General features: G+C 49.5%; 19 protein-coding genes. 10 read left to right on the top strand and 9 right to left on the bottom strand.

The genetic code is table 11. The annotated features are described in order from the left end of the window. Window positions 1-152 precede the first annotated feature (152 nt). Genes MMG03_RS13025 through MMG03_RS13015 form a run of 3 tightly spaced genes read right to left on the bottom strand, consistent with a single transcriptional unit; the run spans window position 153 to window position 2,741 of the window. On the bottom strand, window positions 153-506 hold the full coding sequence (locus tag MMG03_RS13025) for a hypothetical protein (protein ID WP_249506466.1): 354 nt from the start codon (window positions 504-506) through the stop codon (window positions 153-155). After that, window positions 499-1,191 carry a hypothetical protein gene (locus tag MMG03_RS13020; protein ID WP_249506465.1) on the bottom strand — a complete coding sequence of 231 codons (693 nt, stop codon included), beginning with the start codon at window positions 1,189-1,191 and terminating at the stop codon, window positions 499-501. The genes MMG03_RS13025 and MMG03_RS13020 overlap by 8 nt, the downstream gene beginning before the upstream one ends. Before the next feature lie 23 nt (window positions 1,192-1,214). Beyond that, window positions 1,215-2,741: an ATP-binding protein gene (locus tag MMG03_RS13015; RefSeq protein ID WP_249506464.1), complete on the bottom strand. Its 1,527-nt coding sequence runs from the start codon at window positions 2,739-2,741 to the stop codon at window positions 1,215-1,217. 122 nt (window positions 2,742-2,863) lie between these two features. Between MMG03_RS13015 and MMG03_RS13010 the strand changes: the two genes are divergently transcribed. From MMG03_RS13010 to MMG03_RS12995, 4 genes are all read left to right on the top strand, one after another. Further along, the gene (locus MMG03_RS13010) at window positions 2,864-4,642 is read left to right on the top strand and encodes an AAA family ATPase (RefSeq protein ID WP_249506463.1); all 1,779 of its coding nucleotides are present in this window, start codon (window positions 2,864-2,866) and stop codon (window positions 4,640-4,642) included. 18 nt (window positions 4,643-4,660) lie between these two features. Continuing rightward, window positions 4,661-5,281 carry a chromate transporter gene (locus MMG03_RS13005; RefSeq protein WP_083538281.1) on the top strand — a complete coding sequence of 207 codons (621 nt, stop codon included), beginning with the start codon at window positions 4,661-4,663 and terminating at the stop codon, window positions 5,279-5,281. Further along, a complete protein-coding gene (locus MMG03_RS13000; RefSeq protein ID WP_073161254.1) occupies window positions 5,278-5,892 on the top strand; it encodes a chromate transporter in 615 nt (204 codons plus the stop codon). Before MMG03_RS13005 ends, MMG03_RS13000 begins: the two co-directional genes overlap by 4 nt. A 96-nt stretch (window positions 5,893-5,988) precedes the next feature. Next, entirely contained in the window at window positions 5,989-8,160 is a 2,172-nt protein-coding gene (locus MMG03_RS12995; protein WP_249506462.1) for an ATP-binding protein, read from the top strand. A gap of 10 nt (window positions 8,161-8,170) precedes the next feature. Here the strand turns inward: MMG03_RS12995 and MMG03_RS12990 are convergent, their stop codons facing one another. Both MMG03_RS12990 and MMG03_RS12985 read right to left on the bottom strand, forming a co-directional pair. Continuing rightward, a complete protein-coding gene (locus MMG03_RS12990) occupies window positions 8,171-9,382 on the bottom strand; it encodes a glycosyltransferase (protein WP_073237716.1) in 1,212 nt (403 codons plus the stop codon). Between the two features lies 1 nt (window position 9,383). Further along, window positions 9,384-9,863, bottom strand: coding sequence for a hypothetical protein (locus tag MMG03_RS12985; protein ID WP_073161251.1), 480 nt, complete (start codon window positions 9,861-9,863; stop codon window positions 9,384-9,386). 28 nt (window positions 9,864-9,891) lie between these two features. Here MMG03_RS12985 and MMG03_RS12980 point away from each other — a divergent pair, with 28 nt between their 5' ends. Both MMG03_RS12980 and MMG03_RS12975 read left to right on the top strand, forming a co-directional pair. Beyond that, on the top strand, window positions 9,892-11,778 hold the full coding sequence (locus MMG03_RS12980) for a DUF4954 family protein (protein WP_073161250.1): 1,887 nt from the start codon (window positions 9,892-9,894) through the stop codon (window positions 11,776-11,778). Window positions 11,779-11,781: 3 nt separating this feature from the next. Continuing rightward, window positions 11,782-12,336 (top strand): M48 family metalloprotease, encoded by a 555-nt coding sequence (locus MMG03_RS12975; RefSeq protein WP_073161249.1) that lies wholly within the window; start codon window positions 11,782-11,784, stop codon window positions 12,334-12,336. Between the two features lie 70 nt (window positions 12,337-12,406). On the opposite strand, the gene MMG03_RS12970 is transcribed toward MMG03_RS12975, so the two are convergent. After that, window positions 12,407-13,438, bottom strand: a complete 1,032-nt coding sequence (locus MMG03_RS12970; protein ID WP_073161248.1) for a hypothetical protein — start codon at window positions 13,436-13,438, stop codon at window positions 12,407-12,409. Between the two features lie 125 nt (window positions 13,439-13,563). Here MMG03_RS12970 and MMG03_RS12965 point away from each other — a divergent pair, with 125 nt between their 5' ends. Continuing rightward, window positions 13,564-14,565 carry a hypothetical protein gene (locus MMG03_RS12965; protein WP_249506461.1) on the top strand — a complete coding sequence of 334 codons (1,002 nt, stop codon included), beginning with the start codon at window positions 13,564-13,566 and terminating at the stop codon, window positions 14,563-14,565. A gap of 507 nt (window positions 14,566-15,072) precedes the next feature. Here MMG03_RS12965 and MMG03_RS12960 read toward each other — a convergent pair. Together MMG03_RS12960 and MMG03_RS12955 are read right to left on the bottom strand one after the other, a co-directional pair. Continuing rightward, window positions 15,073-16,491 carry a Na+/H+ antiporter NhaC family protein gene (locus MMG03_RS12960; RefSeq protein ID WP_249506460.1) on the bottom strand — a complete coding sequence of 473 codons (1,419 nt, stop codon included), beginning with the start codon at window positions 16,489-16,491 and terminating at the stop codon, window positions 15,073-15,075. A 92-nt stretch (window positions 16,492-16,583) separates the two neighbouring features. Next, complete coding sequence (locus tag MMG03_RS12955) at window positions 16,584-17,489, bottom strand: MBL fold metallo-hydrolase (protein ID WP_249506459.1); 906 nt, start codon at window positions 17,487-17,489, stop codon at window positions 16,584-16,586. 131 nt (window positions 17,490-17,620) lie between these two features. Between MMG03_RS12955 and MMG03_RS12950 the strand changes: the two genes are divergently transcribed. The 3 genes from MMG03_RS12950 (at window position 17,621) to MMG03_RS12940 (ending at window position 20,498) form a co-directional block, all read left to right on the top strand. Next, the gene (locus MMG03_RS12950; RefSeq protein ID WP_249506458.1) at window positions 17,621-19,186 is read left to right on the top strand and encodes a sialate O-acetylesterase; all 1,566 of its coding nucleotides are present in this window, start codon (window positions 17,621-17,623) and stop codon (window positions 19,184-19,186) included. Window positions 19,187-19,299: 113 nt separating this feature from the next. After that, on the top strand, window positions 19,300-19,887 hold the full coding sequence (locus tag MMG03_RS12945) for a fibrobacter succinogenes major paralogous domain-containing protein (RefSeq protein ID WP_249506457.1): 588 nt from the start codon (window positions 19,300-19,302) through the stop codon (window positions 19,885-19,887). Further along, a complete protein-coding gene (locus tag MMG03_RS12940) occupies window positions 19,887-20,498 on the top strand; it encodes a DUF1349 domain-containing protein (protein WP_249506456.1) in 612 nt (203 codons plus the stop codon). The genes MMG03_RS12945 and MMG03_RS12940 overlap by 1 nt, the downstream gene beginning before the upstream one ends. Window positions 20,499-20,506: 8 nt before the next feature. On the opposite strand, the gene MMG03_RS12935 is transcribed toward MMG03_RS12940, so the two are convergent. Continuing rightward, complete coding sequence (locus MMG03_RS12935; protein ID WP_249506455.1) at window positions 20,507-21,796, bottom strand: DUF763 domain-containing protein; 1,290 nt, start codon at window positions 21,794-21,796, stop codon at window positions 20,507-20,509. Window positions 21,797-21,801: the final 5 nt, after the last annotated feature.

Below are 21,801 nucleotides of genomic sequence, written 5' to 3'. Positions count from 1 at the left end.
ATCACTTTTTGAGTGATGCCCCGGACGCAGTAATCTGATGGATTTCATCATCCGAAACTCGCTTCATCCAAAAAAAGCACAACGAACTCACGAGGTTTCTACGATGATATTCCAAATTTATACAAAAACTTTTTGAATGTCAAGGATCTTTTTCAATCCTTCACTTCTTCCCGAATTTTCTTTGACAGCTTGACGATGATGCTGTCCATGGCTGGGTCGTCAACCAAATGCAGTAGGGGTGCAGGCTTTATGAGGTTTTGCCCCTGAAGGTAGTCCCGGAGCTTTGACAGTTCCTGGTATGGCTTTGCCTTTGTGTTTTCGTCAAGGCGGGTGCGGTACTTCTTGAATTTTTCGATCCAGCGTTTTTCGTCCATCGATTCGTCGGCGGTGATTTCTGTAACCACCGTGGCGCGGTATTCGCGGACGGCACTTTCGAAGGACTTGCCTTGTTTGGCAAGGAGCGAATCCAGTTCTTGGAGAAGCGTGTTGTCTGTAACTTTATTCATTGCAGCGGATGGTGAAGCTTTGTAGCTTGTCGTTGGGGTATTCCTTTTGAAGTTTCTTTATCTGTTTTATGCAGCATTTTACCTGCCTATCATACTGATAGGAATACATATTCTCGCCGTGCGCGTTGACGCAGTTGTGTATGGCCTGGAACTCGTTTTCGATGGGTGCGCGGTTCTTGTATTCGTCTTGCAGTTTAGTGTATTCTTTCGTATAGGCCTTTACCAGATTTTCAAGGCTATCCAGCTGGTTGTCACGAATTCTAACCTCGTTTTGCTCGGTTTGATAGGCGTTCGCGTATTTTGTCTTCTCGTAAATGAGACTGTCTTTGGTTTCTTTGCATTCCCTAATCTGCTCTATCTTTTCGTCGGTACAGGATTCCTTATCCCTCTTTAAATCCTCGGCAAGTCTTACATAACCGTTTAGCTGTTTTGCTATGCGCTGCAGAGAATCAATAGTGATCTTGTAATATGAGATGGTTGAATTCAGTTTTTTCTGTAGTGCCAGCCATTCGTTTTGTTTCTGGGCGGCTTCTTCCATCACTTCCCGGGCGATTTCGTAAGGCAGTCTTTCTTGTTCAAGCTTGTCATGCTCGTCAACTTTATCACCGCAGATGTACCCGCCCATGGCGCAAAGGGCGCCTGTGGCTCCTAGGGTTTTTGTCTTTTCAAGGAATGTCTTGTTCATGGTTTACCTTTGGTGAAAAAAGTTTACGACGCTTCGACGAACAAATCGTCCAGTACAACTTCGCTATTTACAAGGCTGTTGCCGCTTCCGTTATGTACGCCAAAGGTGGTGATGAACGTGTTCAAGATGCCTTTACGGGTCTTGGTTTCTTGTTTGAATTCGGCGGCCCTAAATCGAAGCTTATCGGCGTAATCTTTGGTAATCACATATTGGTCTGTGCAAAATTTAATTTCGCAAAGGTTGATTGTACGGTCTGCTCGATCAATAATCAGGTCGATTTGAGCATTAGCATTTTTGAAACTGCTTATGCTTGTAAGCATTCCTTGAATGCCGAGCTTATTCTTTATCTGGTCGGTATGGGCTAGGCAGATGTTTTCGAATGCAGTGCCCTTCCAGGAATTGGTTGTGGGCGTGTTTAGGGAGTGCGTCCAGAAGTGCTTATCGCGAGTCAGGTTCCCTTCAACAAACCTTAAATAGAATAGACTGAAAAAGTCAGTTAGTTTGTACAAAATCCCTTTTTTCTTTTTCCCGAATGCGGCGGACCCTTGGATAAAATCGGAACGTTCCAGATTCAAAAGAATTTTAGTGAGAACTCCACCTTGCAAGGCAATTTCCTTTAGAATTTCGTCGCGGGTTAACCCATTAGGCTTACTTGCCAAGAGTCGTACGATGGCTAGGTATTTGTCTGCCGAGTTGAATAGCGCGTAATAGAGGTCGTTGAACTCGTTGCTTAGCTGGGCGTTTTTGGCAAAGAACATGCTGTCGATATTTTGTGCGAGGCTCTTGTTGAAATCAAGAAGACTGTAGTAAAAAGGTACTCCGCCGAACACCATGTAGGCTTCGACTATTTGGTAACGGTCCCAATTGCCTCCGGCGCGCTTTACGTAGCATTCTACTTCTGACAGGTTGAATGGTCTAAGATAAATTTTTGCCGTAATCCGGTTGTGCAAGCCTCCCTGATTTTCAAAAAGGTGGTCTGCCATCCATGATGTTGCGGAACCGCTGGCGATAAAAACGATGTCGTCTCGCAAACTGGCCCAGCCGTTCCAGAAATTTTCCAAAGCCTTTACGAAGCTTGACCCGGGATTGTCAATCCATGGCATTTCGTCAATGAAGATGATTTTCTTTTTGCTTCGACTTGCCGCAAGAATTTTTTGCAACAGGGTGAATGCATCTAGCCAGTCTTTCAAGAGAGGCTCGAAGGACAAGCGTCCGTACTCAACAAGAGCGACGGCGAAATTGCGCAACTGTTCGCTTTCGCTTAGGTGATGCCCGCCAACATAGCGAAAGTTGAATCGGTCTCTAAAAGTTTGGTTTACAAGATATGTCTTGCCGATACGGCGTCTGCCGTAAATCACGACAAACTCTGATCTTTTTGACGTTGCGCAGCTTTCCAAAAGCCCGATTTCTGCATTTCGACCGATTAAAATCTTTGTATTCATATTACCAAATCTAACAAAAATATTGAGATTTGGTAAAATTATTTTCGCTAATGTTTTACCAAATCTAATAAAAATATCGAGATTTGGTAAAACCCATGTGTTGCTCAATGGCGCAATATTTCAAAGACATAAGGTATTATTCCGTCTTTTTCTAGAAAACCTTGTCTTGTTTAACTTAATAAGTTAAATTTTAAGTTAAAAAGCGATGAAGTGCAAAGGGGCGGAACATTATGGCAAAGAGCGTCGGCGGAATCACCTACAAGACTATCAACGGTAAGCGTTATGCGTATTACCAGTGGACGGAAGATGGCAAGCAGCGTTCCCGCCGCGTGAAGGATGATGAGCTGCCGTCGCTTTTAGCAGAGATAGAACAACGCAAGGCTAAGAAGGATGCCGCGTCGCTTACGAATGGCTTGTTGCTTCGCGATAATGGGGCTGCTTATTTCGCGGATGGAGTCCTTGTTGCCGGGATGAATGGAGTGGCGGGACAGTCGTTCAAGACGGATGTGAAGCTTGGCGCTGCCCTCACGAATTTTGCAGCCAATGTTTTGCAGTGGAAAAAGCGCGATGGCTTTGAGCGTCTGCACGATTACATTTATGGTCCTGGCAATGACCGTGTTTTCATTCTGTATGGGCTTCGCCGCACGGGTAAGACGACTTTGATCCGCCAGCTGTTTGGAGAGATGGCGCCTGCGGATTTGGCGAAGTCGGCTTTCGTCCAGGTAAATTCAAGGAACAGTCTTGCGGACTTGAACGCTGATCTTAAAATTCTGGAGGGTGCGGGCTTCAAGTATGTGTTCATCGATGAGGTGACGATGCTTGCCGATTTCATCGAGGGGGCGGCCCTGTTTGCAGATGTGTTCGCTTCCTGCGGCATGAAGATTGTTCTTTCGGGTACAGACTCTCTGGGTTTTGTTTTTTCCGAGGATGAACAGCTTTACGACCGTGCGGAAATGTTGCACACCACATTTATTCCGTATCGCGAATTTGAGCGTGTTCTTGGTTTGAATGGTATTGACGAGTACATTCAATATGGCGGTACCATGAGCATGGGCGGCCGTGAATACAATAAGGACCGTTTTACCTTTGCGAATGTGAAGAGCGCCAATGAGTATGTGGACAGCGCAATCGCGAAGAATATTCAGCATTCCCTGAAGTGCTACCAGTACGAAGGTCACTTTCGTTCGTTGAAATCTCTGTACGAGGCGGGTGAGCTGACCAATGCCATCAACCGCATTGTAGAGGACATCAACCATCGTTTTACCTTGGATGTGCTGACCCGTGATTTTCGTTCCGGTGATTTGAGTTTGTCGGCAAAGAATTTGCGTAGAGACAGGTTCCACCCTACGGATATTTTGGATCGAGTGAATGTGGTGAAGGTTACTGCACGCCTGATGAAGAATCTTGATGTGAAAAATCGTCAGGAAATGAGCGTCGCTATTTCCCAGGACCATGTACGGGAAATTCGTGAATACCTTGACTTGCTGGATTTGACGGTTGACATTGATGTGGAAAACTTTGGGAATTTCAATCAACGGGAGCGATTGACCACGATTTCACAGCCGGGACTTCGCTATGCCCAGGCGAAGGCTCTGATTGATTCCCTTTTGCTGGACGATGCCTTTCGTAGTTTTTCCCTGGTGGAGCGCAAGTCTATTGCGGAACGTATTCTTAATGAAATCAAGGGGCGCATGATGGAAGAAATCGTGTTGCTCGAAACAAAAATGGCGCGGCCTGATTGCCACGTTTTCAAGCTGCAGTTTGCGGTTGGCGAGTTCGACATGGTTGTTGCAAATTCTGAAAATGCGACCTGCGAAATCTATGAAATCAAGCATTCTGAAATTGTGGCGAAAGAGCAGTATCGCCACTTGAAGGATGCAAAAAAGTGCCGCGATACGGAATTCCGTTACGGCACTATTGTAAGCAAGAACGTGATTTACCGCGGCGCGTCACAGGTGATTGATGGTATTAATTACTTGAATGTGGAAGAATATTTGCGCGAACTTTAGTTTTGCTAAATTTGTTCTATGCCCGAAAAAGTGCCTCAGTCAAAGTCCGCGCAGCATCCTTCACAGGATCCCGCACAGGCCTCAAATGACGTCGCGGTCTCCCGCAACATCTATCTCGACGCATTCCTGACTTTCTTCAAGATAGGGCTGTTTACTATCGGTGGCGGTTACGCCATGATTCCGCTGATCGAGGCGGAAATCATCGAGAAGAAGAAGTGGGTGGGCAAGGAAGAATTCCTGGACCTGATGGCCATTGCCCAGAGCTGTCCGGGTGTGTTCGCTATAAACATCGCCATCTTTATCGGTTACCGTTTGCGTCGCGTGAAGGGTGCCATTGTAAGCTGTATCGGGACCGCGCTGCCCTCCTTCATTATCATTCTGCTGATCGCGTTGTTTTTCCATCAGTTCAAGGATAATGAAATCATCGCGGCGGCATTCCGCGGCATTCGTCCTGCGGTGGTCGCCCTGATTGCCGTTCCCACTTACAACCTGGCGAAGAAGGCGAAGTTGAACCGCTACACCTTCTGGGTTCCCATTGTGAGCGCCCTGCTGATTTGGCAGTTGGGAGTTTCTCCCATCCTGATCATTATCGCGGCAGGAATCGCGGGCTACATCCTGGGCCGCGGAGGCAAGAAATGATCTTCCTCCAGCTGTTCATTACATTCTTTAAGATCGGCCTGTTCGGGTTCGGTGGCGGTTACGGCATGCTCTCGTTGATTCAGCAGGATGTGGTGGTCAATCACCCCTGGATGAGTTCTGCCGACTTTACCGACATCGTGGCCATTAGCCAGATGACCCCCGGCCCCGTAGGAATCAACTGTGCCACTTACGCCGGCTATACGGCCCTGCAGAATACCGGGGCGGACCCTTGGGTATGCTTCCTGGGGAGCCTGGCGGCAACCTTCTCCCTAGTGCTGCCTTCCTTGATCCTGATGCTCCTGATCAGCCGTTTCTTTATGAAGTATGCCAATCACCCCAAGGTGCGATCCATTTTTGATGGACTGCGTCCGGTAGTGGTAGGTTTGTTGCTTTCGGCGACCCTGATGCTCATGAATGGCGAGAACTTTGGCAATCCCTTTGCTGATTTTGGTGGCGATCCCCTTCAGGCGAAGCAGTTTGCCGTGGCCGTGGCCCTTTTTGTGATTTCCTTTGTCTTGACCAAGGGTTTTTCGGTTGGACATCACAAAATAAAAGTCAGCCCTATAAAAATGATTGTCTTGGCCGCCATTATTGGTGCAGTTCTTCTGTAAGTTGTTGTGTTGCACCACAAAAACGCCCATACTCCAACATGGCATATTGATAAATACAATTTAAAGTTGTATTTTCATAAACCGAGGTGATTGATTATGGACAAATCTTCAAACGTTTTAGATGAACAGGCTGCAGCAATAAAAGAGTTTATGTATCTGCTCAGCGGCTTTGACGGTGTTAATGTGACCATTAACGACCTTTTGAAGCGTTTGAATGAACATTACGATGCCGATCGTACCTGCATTTTCGAGGTGGACGGCAATAGTGATGTGTCCATCAGTACCTATGAATGGTGTAAGGAAGGACTCGTTTCTGTAAGGGAAAATCCTAGAAACGCGACAAAGAGCACTTTCAGGAAGTGGGATGAGTATTTTAAGGATGAGACCGGTCTTTATGTAGAAGTCAACGAGGCTTTCCGTGCTGAAAGTCCTGAAGCCTATGACATTCTCTCCAAGTCTAACGTTCAGCGCCTGGTTGTATCTCCCCTCCTATATAAGAATAGCGTGGTGGGCGTATTGTCTGTGGAGAACCCCCATAGGAACAGCCAGCACCTGATACTTCTTTCCGTTATTGCTAGCGCCATATTCCGTGGTATCCAGTACTCCCGTGCCCAGAAGCAGGAGAAGGCTCTGGAAAAGCAGCTGGAAGACGATATTTCTGCAATTGGCGGTCTGGCCAGCGAATACAACCAGCTTATGGTAGTGGATCTGGAATCCGGTCAGTTTGACGCTTACATTGGCGGTAAGAAAGCTTCCAAGGAATTTATGGATTTCACCGGCCAGGGGACCCCGCTCTTCTACGATGGTTTTGTTACCGCCATGCAGTTCCTCTGCCATCCCGAAGATCTTGAACAGATGCTCAAGTTTAGCAGCAGGGATTACATTACGGAATGCCTGAAGGACAAGAAGAGATTCTCTACCAAGTTCCGCTGCCTGGATCTGGAACACAACTACATCTGGGTGAACTTCATTGTCATCAAGTTTGACGCCATCAACGAAGCTCCCACTAGAATTTCTGTGGGCTACGTGAATACCGATGCCGAAGTGGCAGCCGAGAACGCAAGACAGAAGCAGTTGAAGGACGCCTTGGAAAGGGCTGAAGCGGCCAACATCGCAAAGACCAACTTCCTGAGCAACATGTCCCACGACATCCGTACGCCCATGAATGCAGTCCTTGGTTTCGCAAGGCTGATGGAAGGTGTGGTGAACAATCCGGTGGTGGTGGCGGACTACCTGAAGAAGATCCGCTTCTCTGGCGAATACCTGCTGGCCATTATCAACAACGTTTTGGATCTTGCCAGTATCGATAGCGGAAAGGTTCAGCTGGACGAAGGCTTCATGGATGTGCTGGATGCCTCCAACAGTTTCGACGCCATTATCGAAGGTGAGCTGAAGAGAAAGAACATCAAGATTTATCCCACATCGGATATCAAGCACCGGTATGTGTATGCGGATTCCGCCAAGCTTCGCCAGATCATGGTGAACCTGGTCAGCAACGCCGTGAAGTATACCGGTGAAGGTGGCGAGATCCATCTTGAATTTACAGAATTGCCCTGCGATCGCGAAGGTTACGGCACCTATGTGACTACCGTCCGCGATAACGGTATCGGCATGTCCAAGGAATTCCAGGAAAAGATTTACGATTCCTTTACCCGCGAACGCAACACTACGGACTGCGGTATTTCCGGTACGGGTCTCGGCATGTCTATCGTGAAGAAGCTGGTGGACCTGATGGGTGGCCAGATCGAGATGGAAAGTGAACTTGGAAAGGGTACCACATTCCGTGTCATCAACACCCACAAGATTATCGATTCTCCGGAAAAGTTCCTGGAAAAGCGCCTTGGCCAGAACGAAGATAACATGGACTTCAAGGGTAAGCGAATCCTTCTGGCGGAAGATAACGAACTCAACGCCGAAATCGCCAGGACCATTCTCGAAGACCTTGGCCTGCTGGTGGATCATGTGGAAGACGGTGTCGAGTGTGTCAATGCTCTGGGTAAGTCTGAAATGGGCTACTACGACCTGATCCTCATGGATATCCAGATGCCCAACATGGATGGCTACAAGGCAACCCGCGTTATCAGGAATATGGAAAACCGCCTGAAGGCCAACATCCCCATTTATGCCATGACTGCAAATGCCTTTGAAGAAGACAAGAAGAAGGCTCTTGAGGTTGGTATGGATGGTCACCTGGCTAAGCCCATCGACGTGAAGCTCCTGGTCAAGAACTTGACAGAAGGGTTTGGAAAGCCGGCCTGTTACGTCTAACTTTTATTGATTATTTAATGACTTTGTTGTAAACGGCAATCTGTCTCTGGATGATGCCGTCCCAGGTAAAGCAATCCTGGATTCGCTTGCGGGAACCTGCAAGGAGTTTCTGGACCAGTTCGGGTTCGGCAGCCAGTCGCTTGAAGGCGTCGGCCAGGGCGACCGGATCTTTTTCCGGAACTAGCAGGCCACTTACGTTGTCTACAACTACGTCGGGAATTCCGCCTACGTTGCTTGCCACGATAGGGAGTCCCAGTTCCATGGCTTCGATCAATACCACACCCAAACCTTCGGTGTCACCCTTGTGGTCTACGATGGCGGGTAGGGTAAAGACATTGGCGTTACGGTATTCCGCTTCCAGGTCTGCAGGAGAAAGCTTACCTGTAAAAATGATGTCGCAGTGTTGACCTGCGCTCTCGTCTAACAGAGCCGCCTGCTTTTTCAGTTCTTCGGTCAGGTCGCCTACTCCGACGATACGGATTTCGAACTTGTCTGCAGGCAAGTGTTTGGCGGCCTCGATCAGGTAGCAGATCCCTTTACGTTCAATATGTCTACCCACGAAAAGAATCTTGAACTTTCCGTTGACTGGGTGCATCTGATTCTCGGGCTTGCCGTCCCTCTCGTCTGAACCAAGCGTTGTTCCGTAGGGGCTCCATTCCACGTTCACGTTGCGGATGGCCTTGATCTTGCCTGCGGTAAAACTGCTGTTGGCAAAAACAGCTTGCGCTTGACCGATTGCAAATTTCAATAGGGGCTTCACCCATTTCTTCTTTCGGATCAGAAGGAGCTCCGCACCATGAAAGTTCAGCACCAGGGGAATCCTAAAAAGCTTGGCGGCGCCTAGGGCGATGTAGGCGTGGGGAAAGGGCCAGTGGGCGTGAATCACGTCCGGTTTCCACTTGCGGCATAGGCTGATGCAGCGGAAGAAACCGCTGATGATATAGGGAATTGCCAGAAGCTGCAGCCAGGGCTTGGAGGCCATCTTGCTGGGGGCGCCTTCTTCGTGGGTCAGCATTTCCCAGTCCTTGGGGGCGTAGCGGAATCGGTTGACCGGCACACCGTCAATTTCGTGGCTCTTCAGACCTTTGTATGTAGGAGCAAGTACTTGTACGTCGATGCCCGCTTCTTTCAAGTGGGCGATAGAGGCTCGGAGCCAGGGGACTTCGGCGTCTTCATGAAAGCGGGGATAGACTGAGCCGATGACAAGAACTTTCTGGACCATCTTAACCTGTGATATCTGCGTTGACGACATTCATGGTGGTCGTGTCGCCAGAAACCTGGATGCAGGTTGGGTAAACGATGGGCTTTACGACGCTGTTCAGCAGCTTGTTGACCTGATTGAAACCCATGGTGGATCCCATCTGTTCGATACGGCCCCTCACTCTGTTCCAGCCTTCGATTTTAGAATCCAGCAAGAGCATGCCTAGTCCGGATCCCATTTCCAGGAAACCGATAATGTCGCTTCCGCGATTGCTCTTGTGCAGGGAGGCTAGGAAGACTTCCCAGAATTTATCGTTGGCTTCGTCGCTGCCCAGTTCCTTGCGAACGGTTTCGAAGTCAAATTCGATATACACGAAAGAACTGTTATCCTCATCGCTACGGATAATTTCTTCTTGGCAACGTCTTTCAAAAATTTCTTCTGTGTAGATAGAAATATCGTATTTGTGTTTTCCAATCAAATTGAATAGCAGGTCTTTCATCATCGGCACAAATTTAGGCTATTTTTGTGCCATGCAACGACTGTTGAAATTGAAAAAAGTGCTGAAGAATAGTGTTTTGGCTGCTGCCGTTGAAAACTTCAAGGCAATTAAGGCCGCCACTTCCAAATATCGCCCGTTGACTCCCGAAGAAATTCAGATTCTGGAAGGTAACGGCAACCGTTCTGAATCTTGGGATAAGGTGATGGTGGAACCGGATTTCGATGCCGGTCGTATTCATCGGTCCATTTTTGTAGGTGAGGTGTACCTGCCCCGCTTTTTTGGAACTTTGTTGCTCCCGGGTGACGTTTCGTTCCCGACAGGTGTCTATGACAGCATGGTCCATGGTTGCATTATCGAGAATGCGCTGATCTATAAGGTGGCCATGCTTAGTAACGTTCTTGTTCGCAGTAGCGCTGTCATACACAACGTAGGTTCCATTGTTAGCAGTGGAAAGATCAGCTATAAAATCGGTTCGTCCATGTCTGTGGGTAACGAGATGGGTGGCCGCTCTGTTCTGGTGTTCCCGGAAATTACCATGGACCTTGTGGATGCCCAGCTTTTCCACAAGGCCGATGCCGAAGTGAATAAGGCCTTTGCCGAACAGCTGGCCGCCTACCGCGAAGAGATGGATCTTCCCTTTGGTCTGGTGGGTAAGGGCGCTGTCGTAAGCAATACCAATATCATTCGTAACAGCTGGATTGGTTCCCACGCCCGTATCGAAGGCGCTTCCAAGATCAGAAATTCTGTGGTGCTCAGTTCTCTGGAAGATCCCAGCCACGTTTATGACTCCGTGATTCTTGAGAACTCCAATGTGCAGATGGGCGTTACCATCCACACCGGTGCCGAAGTTCAGGGATCCGTTCTGATGAACCGCGTGAAGGTGGCTTGCAAGGCCATCGTCAAGTCTTCTATTATCGCCCCCTGCTGCCATATCGAAGAGGGTGAGGTCAACAGTTCCTATATGGGTCCCATGACCCAGATGCATCACCATTCCCTGTTGATTGCTGCTCTCTGGCCCGATGGTTGCGGCAACCTGGGTTATGGCGCCAACGTGGGTAGCAACCATACCGGCCGCATGCCCGATCAGGAAGTGATGCCTGGTCAGGGGATGTTCTTTGGCCTGGGCGTGAACATCAAGTTCCCCGCCAACTATCGCGAGTCACCGTTTTCGTTGATTGCCACCGGCGTGACCACCATGCCCCAGCGTTTGAAGTTCCCCTTCTCCCTGGTGCGCCCCGGCGATCCGCAGCTTATGGGTGTGCCTGCACGCCTGAACGAAATCGTACCGGGCTGGAACTATGCCCGCAATGCCTACGCCCTGGACCGTAATGCCTATAAGTATTCCGTTCGCGGCAAGGGTATTATTCCTGTCGGATTCTATAGCATCTTTAGCCCCGAAACGGTGCGCTATGTTTACGATGCCTATTGCCGTTTGCAGGTGTCCACTATTCGCGATGTCTACACCAAGGAACATATCGATGGCCTTGGCGAAAACTTTTTGCGTGAACGAGTACGTCAGCAGGCTCTGCATACTTATGCGGAATATCTGGAACGTTACGTCCTGGATGCCATCATCAACTTTGTGGCGGGCGATGCCAATTTGCAGATGCAGCCGGTCAAGGAACTGCGCCGCCTGATTATGACGGAAACTGAAACCAACAAGGATGTTGTCCGTGTGGTGCCCCTGCCCGAAACTCTGGAAGATCTTCTGAAGCGTTACCGCCAGCTAGAAAAGGACTGGTTCGAACGCGTGTCTCACGGTCTTGACAAGGATAACGAACGCGGTCGCGAAATCTTTGACGACTACGACGATGCCCATCCTGTGGACAAGGGCTTTACGGAATGGGAAAAGGCCCGCGTCGAAGAGAAGCTGCGTAAGCTTACCTCTGTGGCTAAAGTTTCAAAGCTTGAGGTCTAGCCCATGATGGTGGCCCTCTGGATTTTGCTTGCTGTGGAGGTGGTGGCCCGTGCTGTTCTCGAAGTGCGTGAAGCCCGCCTGACGCAGGTGAAGGCTGGCGCCTTTGGGGTGCTTCGCCTGATTCCTCTGGTGAACGATATTGTACCATTGCCCGAAAGCCGCAAGGAACCTCTGGTCGGGAACTTCGTGAAGTTCCATGAAGAAGCTCACGGTGTTTATCACCATAGTGTTTTGCGGAACCTTTTCAAGGTGGCGGTGCTTATGCTTGCGGTGGGTCTGTTGGCCATGCTGATGGGACGCTACGGTTTGCCTCTGTGGGCGGCTATCCTCTGGCTCCATGTGGTGGCGGTTCCTGGCCGCGTGCTGTTCCATTTCTATTGCTGGAATCAGGAATACGAATGCGACAAGTATGCTCTGGAAGCGACTGACAAGCAGGTGGCTAAAAAGGCGCTGCGCGAACTTGCCTCTTGCGAGATTCCGCATACGGTTCTTTTTTCGTTAATTTATCGTGAACATCCGTCTGCAGCGTTGCGGAAGAAAAGACTGCTGGGCCGTTAAACGTCGGGCTGCCAAAGTCTCGCCTAGGTGAGATTCCAAATCGCTTGGCCGCTTGCGTTTAGTCGATCCCCTAGAACTTTCGGGAAAAAGTCGCCATGATGACTTTTGTGCCCCACTCGCTTCCGATTCTTTCCTGTAGAAGTTCCTCAGTGACTTCGTAATGGTAATTCCTGTATTTGCGATCCCTGGAGAAGTTTGCCATGATCATGCCATTCCATTTTTCGTTAACCTTTATGCTCAGCATGGGCATGATGCTAAAGGTCTTGAAGTAGGGATCATAACCATCGTAAACTTCGTCAAATTTGGTGGACCTTAAAAATCCGCCTACACCGGCGTTGACCATGAGCATGGGGAATCGCTGGAATGGCAACATATAAATTAATGTTCCTCCATACCGGTAGCGGTATCCGTTTGCAGAATACTCCGAACCGCATTTCCAGATTTCACCCTCTTCGGCATTGGTGTACTTGGTAAAGGTCCAGTTGGCGTTTGGCCTCAATACAATCCTGGTCCATTTGCTCCTGGGCAAAAAGGCGATCAAGGGAATGGTGGCGCCTACTCGGTATTTGATTCCGTAGGAAAAAGCCGTCATGAACATATCCCTGTCAAACGCACCTTCCTCAGCATTGTATACGCCCATGAAGGTGGCGTAACTTCCGTAGTTGAAGGAGGAATGGATGTTTGCGGATATGCCCAGCTCCAACAAGTGGATTGCTTCCAGGGTAATGTCGCTGTTGAATCCCAGGTCCATGATGCTCAGGTTTGAACCCACCATTCCTTTCAAAGTCAGCAGTTTGCCCAGATCCTTTTCGGCACGGAAATCGCTGTTCCAGGCAATGGGGGTTGCCAGCGGGAAGAACGGCCAATTGTGCAGGGATTCCGAATTGCGGAGCGCCTTGTGAGTCAGTACAAAGGCTGCCCAGGTAAAGTTGTGGTTTACGCTGGTTCGAAAGCTAGAGTCAATGGCCGCCTCGGTCTGGACCGTGGCTGTTTGGGCGGAATCCGTTTGCGTAGAATCTGTCTGCGCGCAGGCGGGCACTCCCCAAAAAAGGGTGCAGCCCAATAGCGCAATTGCCAGCTTCTTGAAAACGGATCCATTCATAACGTAGTTCTTTCAATCTAGCTTTTTCTTTCCCGAGTCCACATTTTTGGGTTGGCTTGCCATAGTCGAAATTTTGTATATTCCTTGAAGAATATTGAAATCGCGGTTTTGGAACGCTAATTTTTATGAAGAACATTATTTTGGTACGTCGTTTTTCGCTGATTGCCCTGCTGGTATGTCTTGTGGCTTCCTGGAGTTTCGCCTTCGATGTAAGTGTCAAGGCCAACGTGGATAACGCCCAGGTGTTTATCGGTGATATGTTCAATTACGAAATCTCCGTGACCGCTCCCGAAAACGCCATTGTGGATTTGCCCAGCTTCGTAGGAAATCTCGGTAGCTTCGAAGTGAAGGAAATGAAGAATGAACGTATTACCGAGGGTATGCCCAAGGGCACTGCAAAATTTACCTGGCTTGCAACGTTGAACACTTTTGTCGGCGGCGATTTCATGATCGCTCCCCAGCAGGTGTTGGCTGTTGTGGGTAGCGATACCGTGCGCACCAATACAGACCCCGTGGCCGTGAAGGTTGCTCCCCGCACCACCGGCGAAGAAGAGGACATCCTGGAAGTGGAAGACCCCATGGCTGACCCCCGCCTGCCTCAGTGGCTGTATATTTTGCTGGGTGTACTTGGTGCCATCTTGCTGGTGGTGGCTGGCTGGCTCCTGCACAAGAAATTACGCAAGCAGGGTGCGGCTCCCCGTCTGCCGCCTTACGAAGAAGCGGTCTTGGCTCTCAAGGAACTTCGCGTTCGCAATTACCTTGCCGAAGGAAACCAGGGCGACTACTTTATGTCTATGGGCTTCATTACCCGCCGTTACATTGAACGTCGCTTTGGCGTAGAAATTCTTGACGCTACTGTGGCGGAACTGAAGCAGCGCATGGCTCACGTTTCTGGCCTCCCGCAGGCTTACAAGGAATCTGTTGTAACTCTGGCTGTAGAAACGGAACCCGTCAAATTCGCCAAGATGAAATTGGACGGCGAACGTTGCCGCTTCTGGGATGAATGGGCCGACCGTCTGGTTGAAGATACCAAGCCCACTCCCGAAGAACAGCAGGCCGAAAAGGAAGCCTTGAAAGCCGCTCTCGCCAATGTGAAGGCCGCCAAGAAAAAGTCCAAGAAGAAATAGCCCCGCGAGGGAACAAGGCTTCGTGCCATTCGCTAAATTCGAAAAGCGATTTTAAAAAGTCAGATTTTCATTTTGAGGTTACTAAATGGGCAAGAAAAGTTCATTTAGTAACCTTTATTTTGTATAAATTAATTATTTTATCTACTTTGATGAGGAAAAATACGTTTTTGGGGTTACTAAAAAGGATAAAAAATAGATAGTAGTAACCTGTGCACCTTGTAAAATAGCTCGTGAATGTGGCTTTCATTTTGAATAAACTAAAATTGGGGTTACTAAATCGTATTAAAACGCTTGTTTAGTAACCTATTTTTGAAAAAAAGTCCCAAAAAAAACGGTCGGCGCCGAAGGGCCGACTCGTTTCTATCTCAGCAGGTCCCGCAGGCCCCGCGTTCCGGTTAACATCCGGTCTATGTCTATAATATACGGCAGAATGTTCGTGGACGCAAGGGGGAGTGCTGCAAATCGCTATTCCAATGTGGAATTGCCAGGATCGCGCGAAAAGCGGCCTTAGACATTCTTCTTTCTCTTGGGGGAGATGGCGATAAAGGCCAGCACACTGATCAAGAGCAGGAAGGGATAGAACATGTAGGGGATGATGTCGAAGGCGCTGACGTTCACCGCTTCGACACCGTTGACCACTGCTTCGACACCGTTGACCACTGCGCCGGCTGCGGTATTTGCGGTTGCTGCCGATGCGATGGCGGAAAGGGCTACCAGCATCTGGGCACCGTAGGGGAGCAGACCTTGCAAAATGCATCCGAAAATATCCAGGAGGGAGGCGGTCTTTTGCGGGGAGATTCTGTATTCGTCGCTCATCTGCTTGGCGATGGGAGCCGCCATGACGATGGCTACGGTGTTGTTGGCAGTGGCTACGTCCATGGCGCTTACCAGAAGGCCGACGCCCAGCTGACCGCTTCTATGGCCCTTGAAAACCTTGTGGATGAAATCCAGCAGAGCGGCGAATCCGCCGTGAATGCGAATAAGTCCGCAGAGGGCGCTGACCAAAACGGCTACCATGATGGTTTCGTACATGCCGGAAATTCCATTGCCGATGTGGGAGAGAAGTCCGACAAAGTTGAGCTCGCCGCTACCTACCATAACGACGGCGGCCGCTACGATACCCACCAGCAAGACCATGAAGACGTTGATGCCGACCAGAGCCAAAGCCAGTACCAAAACGTAGGGCATCAGCTGGATCAGCTTGTAGTCGGCGCTTACTACTTCGTGGGCGTCGGTGGCGAAGGAGATGGCTGTAATAATCACGATGGCTGCCAAGGCGGCAGGCAAGGCGATCCAGAAATTCACCTTGAACTTATCCTTCATCTTGCAGCCCTGTGTGGAGGTGGCTGCGATGGTGGTGTCAGAAATAAAGCTCAAGTTATCGCCGAACATGGCGCCGCCAATGACAGATGCCACGCAGAAGGGGATGCTGAATCCTGCGGCACCTGCCACTTCAATGGCGATTGGCGAAACCACCGCGATGGTGCCTACGGAAGTTCCCATGGCGGTAGAGACGAAGGCCGCCACTACGAACAAGACCACCACCGCAAACTGGGACGGAATAAAATCCAATAGCAAGTAGGCTGCCGCACTGGCGCTGGAACGCCCCAGAATTCCAGCGAAGATACCGGCGCACAAGAACACCAGAATCATGAGGAAAATGTTGCGGTCACCTAAAGCGCCTGCCATCACGTTCATCTTCTTGTCAAAATTCAACTTGCGGTTCTGAATGCAAGCCACAAAAATGGCAATCAGGAAAGCCGCTACAATGGGGATGTTGTAGAAGCCCATGGGGACCTTCAGGACGTATTCAAAGGTGATGCCAAGTCCAAGATAAAGCACTAGGAAGATGGCGATAGGCAAAAGGGCCTTGGGATTGCCCTTGATGTTTTCAAGATTTTCGAGGGAAATACTTTCGTTTTTCATGTTCAATAAGATAGTATTGTTTTTGATTATTTGTTTAAAATCGTCATCCTGAACGTAGTGAAGGATCCATATCCTTGAGTGTAGCCGAAAGGCTAAATTTCTATTTCCAAACCCGTGTACATTTGCTCTGCGCGGTCTCCGAGAACGCCCTTTAAAATTTCGTAGGCGCGATCGCCAGTGCAGTGGCCTGTATAAATTTTCTGGACATCGAGGGCGCGGAGGCGTTCTGCAAATTCACGGACTTTAGAATCCGGCGTCTTGTATAAATGGAAACCGCCCAAGATTGCGTAAATCTTTTTGCCGGGGAAGGCAATCTGAATTTCCTTCACGATGTTGTCGGCTCCGCCGTGGCTGCAACTGTTCATGATGAACAAGCCCTGAAGTGTGTCGAAGACAAGGCTCTGTTCGTGATTGAAACTGTCGGGAATGTATTTGCCGTTCAGCTTGATGGAAAGGCCGTTGCGGGCGGCGATTGCGGCGCGGCTTTCTGCGCTGAATATTGTGTCGTTGTGACCTACCAGAAATACGCCCGGCAGGATTTCCGTGGGACTACTCGCGGCTTCGCGAGAGGAACTGCCTACAAACTTGATGCGTTCGCTGTAGCGCTTGAGCCAGCCGCGGTGTATGCCGATGTATTTCTGATAGGAAAACAGCTTGAGGAATTTATGCCTGCTGTAGCAGTTTTCGCCGGCACCTTCCCGCAGGTAAAAACAGGCGTGGTCATTTGCCTTGAAAAATGCTTCCATGCCACCGGCGTGGTCATAATGGGCGTGGCTTAGAACGCCTGCGTCAACGGTGCTTAAATCTACTCCCAGTGCAGTTGCGTTTTCTGCAAAGTTTGCTGACGCTCCGGTATCCAAAAGAATTCGATGACCATTGAATTCAATGAATGCGGAGAGTCCCCATTCCGGCGTCAATGCGTCGCAGGAACAGACTTCGGTTTTGGCACCTGGATTTCCCGAAAATTTACGATTGTCTATAAGAACTTGAATTTTCATCCTGCACAATGATAAAAAATATGTCCCTTGAAAAGTGCCGTACCTCGTGGATAATTTGTCAAGGAGAAGTTCCATATATATGGGCATTTTGGTCGCGCAAAAGGGTATCTTAAGATTGTATGGGTACCAATATGAAAAAATTGATTTTGTCCTTGGCTGCGGCGGCCACTTTGGCGAGTGCTGCGCCCGATCCGAATTTCCACATCTACATTGCCTTTGGCCAGTCCAATATGGCGGGTGCCGCAGGCGCTGCAGAACCAGAAACAAAGCCTTATCCGCGATTTAAACTTTTGCCTTCTATGGATTGCCCCGCAAAGGGTCGCACCATGGGTGTCTGGACCGATGCAACTTCCCAGTTGGCAAACTGCGATAATCCTCCCAGTATTTCTGTTGCAGATTATTTTGGCCGCACCTTGGTGGATTCCTTGCCCGATGTAACCGTTGGCATTATTTCAGTTGCTGTGGGTGGTACTGCACTCAAGTTGTTCGATAAGGACAACTGGCAGGCTTATCTCGAAGATCCTGATCGTCAAAAGGAAAACTGGATTATTAACTGGGCCAAGGCTTACGATAGCAATTTGTACAAGCGAATTATAGACCTTGCAAAGATTGCCCAGAAGGATGGTGTCATCAAGGGTATCATTGTTCACCAGGGTGAATCGGACTGGAACAATAACCATTGGGCCGAAGACCTCAAGAAAATTCGTGACGACATGCTGACCGATCTTGGACTCAGTTCCGATACGGTGCCGCTGCTGGCTGGCGAAATGCGTGAAGATGGCTGCTGCAGGGGCTTTAGCACAAGTCAGGTGCAGCGCATTACCAAGGTGATGGATAATGCCTGGCCGGTTTCTTCATCTGGTCTTGGAAGCGCTGGCGATAGCTATCATTTTAACCGCGACGGTTACATTGAATTTGGCAAGCGTTACGCTAAGGTGATGCTGGAACATATGAACCGTGCTCCTGTCGAGCCAATGCCTCAGCAGCCGTTTAAAGGTGTGGCGGCGACTATTCCCGGAAAGATTGAAGCTGAAGATTTTGACATTCCAGGCGTAGGTTCCGGTAACGATTCCTACAAGGATAACGATTCTGAAAATCACGGCGACAGCGGTTACCGCAAGGATACTGGCGTTGACCTTTATAAGAAAGGCGACAAGGTTGTGGTGGGCTACAACCAGGAAGGGGAATGGCTGGAATACACGGTGAAGGTTGCAGAAACCGGCAAGTACGATGTATTTGCTTCCGTAGCTTCCGCCAACAATACTTCCAGTTTCAAGCTTTCCATGGATGGCAAGGACATTACGGAATCCATTGCGGTCCCCAAGAATGAGGGCAAAGACAACTACGATGATTTCAACAATGTTAACGCGGCCAGTGGCGTGAATCTCAGCGAAGGTGAACATGTCTTGCGATTCACGGTAACGGGAAGCTGGATGGATATTGATTATATTACGTTCGCTGTATCCGGTGACCCCATCACTCCTCCTGATTCCAGTGTTGGAATTATCCGTAGCTATGCAATGAATGCTGCTTCCAAGAATTACCGAGTCTTTGATTTGATGGGCAAGGTCTTGGGAAGTGTCCGCGTGGATGGCGCCGCTTTTGAAACGATCCTAAAGACTGCTGGGTATAACAAGGGCGTTTACCTGTTGCAATCTGCTGATGGAATTAGGCGAACGGTCCGATTGAATCGTTGATAAAAGCTCATGTTCCTGATGATTGAAGTCATGCCGATGAAAATCGGCATCGGCTTTTTTTATTTTAATATCTGATGATGAAATTTCGCTTTGGCATATTTGTATTCCTTCTGATGAGTTTGCAAGTATTTGCGCAGGACATCTTAAAAGATTCCCGAGATAATCAGGAATACAGGACGGTAAAAATTGGTTCCCAGGTTTGGATGGCGGAGAACCTGAGCTTTGCCGCGGAAGAAAGTTGGTGCTATACCCGCTTTGGTTATGATTGTAGAAAGTACGGCAGATTTTATAACTGGGATGTAGCGAAGAACGTGTGCCCCGCCGGTTGGCACCTGCCCACGGCCGCAGAATTTGAACAGCTTTTCGCAGACGTAGGCGGTCGGGACTCCGCAGGCGTCAAGTTGAAATCCGCCGATGGCTGGAGCCATTACGGCAACGGCTCCGATGAATATGGATTTAACGGAACGCCGTCTGGTTTCCGTGATTACCGCGGTCGCTTCGATCGCCAAACAATGTACGCTTATCTGTGGAGCGCCACGGAAGAGGGTGTGTCGCAGGATGGCACAAACTTGCAGGATGGTGATGCCGCGCCCAGCAAAAAAGCAATCGGCGTCCACATGATGGCTGGCCGCAAGGATGTTTCCGTTTATCCCTACGGAAAGGACTTTGGACTTTCTGTAAGATGTGTGAAGGACAAGTAATGAAGATTAATGCAAAAGATTGGTTCTGGACTAGGGCTCCGAAAAAGTTTTCCATTACGGATGATGTTATTGAAATCATTACGGAACCTCATACGGACCTTTGGCAAAGAACCTATTATCATTTCCGAAATGATAACGCACCGGTTCTTCAGATCAAGACTGCAGAGAAGTTTTTCTCTTTCGTCGTGAAGACTTCTTTCGAAAGCAAGCATCGTTTTGACCAGTGCGGCGTGGCCATGTATCTGGATAGCGAAAACTGGTTGAAGGCTTCCATCGAATACGAGAATGAAAAGTTCCAGCATCTTGGAAGTGTTGCTACCAACATGGGATATTCGGACTGGGCTACCACCGCAATCAGTGCCGATATTAAATCCATGTGGTATCGCTTCAGCCGTCGCGAAAATGATTTCTGCATTGAATGTTCCGAAGACGGTTCCAACTTTTCACAAATGCGAATTTGCCACATGTGGAAAGCTACCGACGAAATTCAGTTTGGCATTTACGCCTGCAGTCCCGAAGATTCCTCCTTTAGGGCTGTATTTACCGACATGGAATTGACGGAATGCAAATGGCTTGCCCACGACGGACAAGCCCCAGACGAAAAAATCTAGAACGCTCCTTAAACCGTTCTTCCGCCCCACTCTTGGGAGTGTTTTTTTTCGTGATCAATAGTTTTGTCGAAGTCGGCGAGAGGTTCGCAGTCTTTTTCGATGGCCAGCTGGGTGGCGTGAAGGCGGTTGAGGCAATCCATTTTATCTCGGTCGCCGATTTTCGCCTTTTCAATAGCGCCTTTCAGAACGCGAATGGATTCGTCGTAAACTCTGGTGGGAACAGGGAAGGGGTGCCCATCCTTGCCACCGTGGGCAAAGGAATAGCGGGCAGGGTCCCTAAAGCGGGAAGGAGTTCCGTTAATCACTTCGCTGACGAGAGTGAGGGATTGCAAAGTGCGGGGGCCAAGTCCCGGTGTTAACAGCAGACTTTCAAAATCCTTGGGGTCGGATTCGTAGGCGGTTGCAAGTACGCCCCCAAGGCGCTTCAGGTCCACATCTTCTGCGCGGACTTCATGGCGGCTAGGCATAATGCAGTCGCGGGATGAATTTGCGATAATGGGATCTCGGGAACCGAGGCGGACCGGCGTACCATCCGGCGCGACAATGGGCGCAAATAAGTCCATCTGTGGCGATACCACCATAGAGGAACTTGGAGTTACCATCTGTCGGATTTCACGCATCATCCTGTCGGGATTTTCGTGAGTCAGTTCCAGAATGGAGTTGCGGGTAATGCCTGCTTCCTGATGAGTCAAGTTCAGAATCTGCCCGCGGTTTTCGCCTACCACGCCTGCGTGGGGTTCTTCTACAAAAGAACGCAAGTTAGAAGAACACCAGTGGTAACGTCTTGCAGCCCGGGCGTCCGTATTCATGCCCTGCTGAACCACCGCCCAGTCGCCCTCATCCGTCACGATAAAATTATGCTGATAAAGCTGGAATCCGTCTTGCACCGCGGTGTTGTCCACCTTGGCGCAAAGACAGCTGGTGCGCTTCAGGTAATTCCCGTCCACGCCGGTCTGGTCTGCAATCTGCAGCAGTTCCGTAGGAGTCTCCCGCGAAAACTTTCCGCGGCCGCCGCACACATAAATCCCAAGGTCCCTGGCAATTGGGTTCAGCCCGCGCTTCAGGGCGTACATCACGCTGGTGGTAATTCCCGAGGAATGCCAGTCCATTCCCATGACCGCCCCGAAGGACTGAAACCACAGCGGGTCACTTAAACGAACCAGGAATTCCCTCTTGCCGTAATTTTCCACAATGGATTCGGCAATGAGCCTGCCCAAGTCTCGCATACGGTCCGCAAGCCAACGGGGAACAGTCCCCGTATGCAAAGGCAAGTCTGCAACACCAGTACGCTTAGGCATGATTT

The organism is Fibrobacter sp. HC4, assembly GCF_023373925.1.
Taxonomy (GTDB): domain Bacteria; phylum Fibrobacterota; class Fibrobacteria; order Fibrobacterales; family Fibrobacteraceae; genus Fibrobacter.
Note: the sequence above shows the minus strand (reverse complement) of the source record. Positions and strands in the feature narration are given on the sequence as shown.

Excerpts from the sequence above, each read along its gene's own strand:
- MMG03_RS12990 (WP_073237716.1), bottom strand. The coding sequence starts at position 9,382 with ATGGTCCAGAAAGTTCTTGTCATCGGCTCAGTCTATCCCCGCTTTCAT.
- MMG03_RS12945 (WP_249506457.1), top strand. The coding sequence starts at position 19,300 with ATGAGTTTGCAAGTATTTGCGCAGGACATCTTAAAAGATTCCCGAGAT.
- MMG03_RS12935 (WP_249506455.1), bottom strand. The coding sequence starts at position 21,796 with ATGCCTAAGCGTACTGGTGTTGCAGACTTGCCTTTGCATACGGGGACT.
- MMG03_RS13005 (WP_083538281.1), top strand. The coding sequence starts at position 4,661 with ATGCCCGAAAAAGTGCCTCAGTCAAAGTCCGCGCAGCATCCTTCACAG.
- MMG03_RS12995 (WP_249506462.1), top strand. The coding sequence starts at position 5,989 with ATGGACAAATCTTCAAACGTTTTAGATGAACAGGCTGCAGCAATAAAA.
- MMG03_RS12975 (WP_073161249.1), top strand. The coding sequence starts at position 11,782 with ATGATGGTGGCCCTCTGGATTTTGCTTGCTGTGGAGGTGGTGGCCCGT.
- MMG03_RS12940 (WP_249506456.1), top strand. The coding sequence starts at position 19,887 with ATGAAGATTAATGCAAAAGATTGGTTCTGGACTAGGGCTCCGAAAAAG.
- MMG03_RS13000 (WP_073161254.1), top strand. The coding sequence starts at position 5,278 with ATGATCTTCCTCCAGCTGTTCATTACATTCTTTAAGATCGGCCTGTTC.
- MMG03_RS12955 (WP_249506459.1), bottom strand. The coding sequence starts at position 17,489 with ATGAAAATTCAAGTTCTTATAGACAATCGTAAATTTTCGGGAAATCCA.
- MMG03_RS12960 (WP_249506460.1), bottom strand. The coding sequence starts at position 16,491 with ATGAAAAACGAAAGTATTTCCCTCGAAAATCTTGAAAACATCAAGGGC.
- MMG03_RS12950 (WP_249506458.1), top strand. The coding sequence starts at position 17,621 with ATGAAAAAATTGATTTTGTCCTTGGCTGCGGCGGCCACTTTGGCGAGT.
- MMG03_RS12970 (WP_073161248.1), bottom strand. The coding sequence starts at position 13,438 with ATGAATGGATCCGTTTTCAAGAAGCTGGCAATTGCGCTATTGGGCTGC.
- MMG03_RS12965 (WP_249506461.1), top strand. The coding sequence starts at position 13,564 with ATGAAGAACATTATTTTGGTACGTCGTTTTTCGCTGATTGCCCTGCTG.
- MMG03_RS13025 (WP_249506466.1), bottom strand. The coding sequence starts at position 506 with ATGAATAAAGTTACAGACAACACGCTTCTCCAAGAACTGGATTCGCTC.
- MMG03_RS13010 (WP_249506463.1), top strand. The coding sequence starts at position 2,864 with ATGGCAAAGAGCGTCGGCGGAATCACCTACAAGACTATCAACGGTAAG.
- MMG03_RS12985 (WP_073161251.1), bottom strand. The coding sequence starts at position 9,863 with ATGATGAAAGACCTGCTATTCAATTTGATTGGAAAACACAAATACGAT.
- MMG03_RS12980 (WP_073161250.1), top strand. The coding sequence starts at position 9,892 with ATGCAACGACTGTTGAAATTGAAAAAAGTGCTGAAGAATAGTGTTTTG.
- MMG03_RS13020 (WP_249506465.1), bottom strand. The coding sequence starts at position 1,191 with ATGAACAAGACATTCCTTGAAAAGACAAAAACCCTAGGAGCCACAGGC.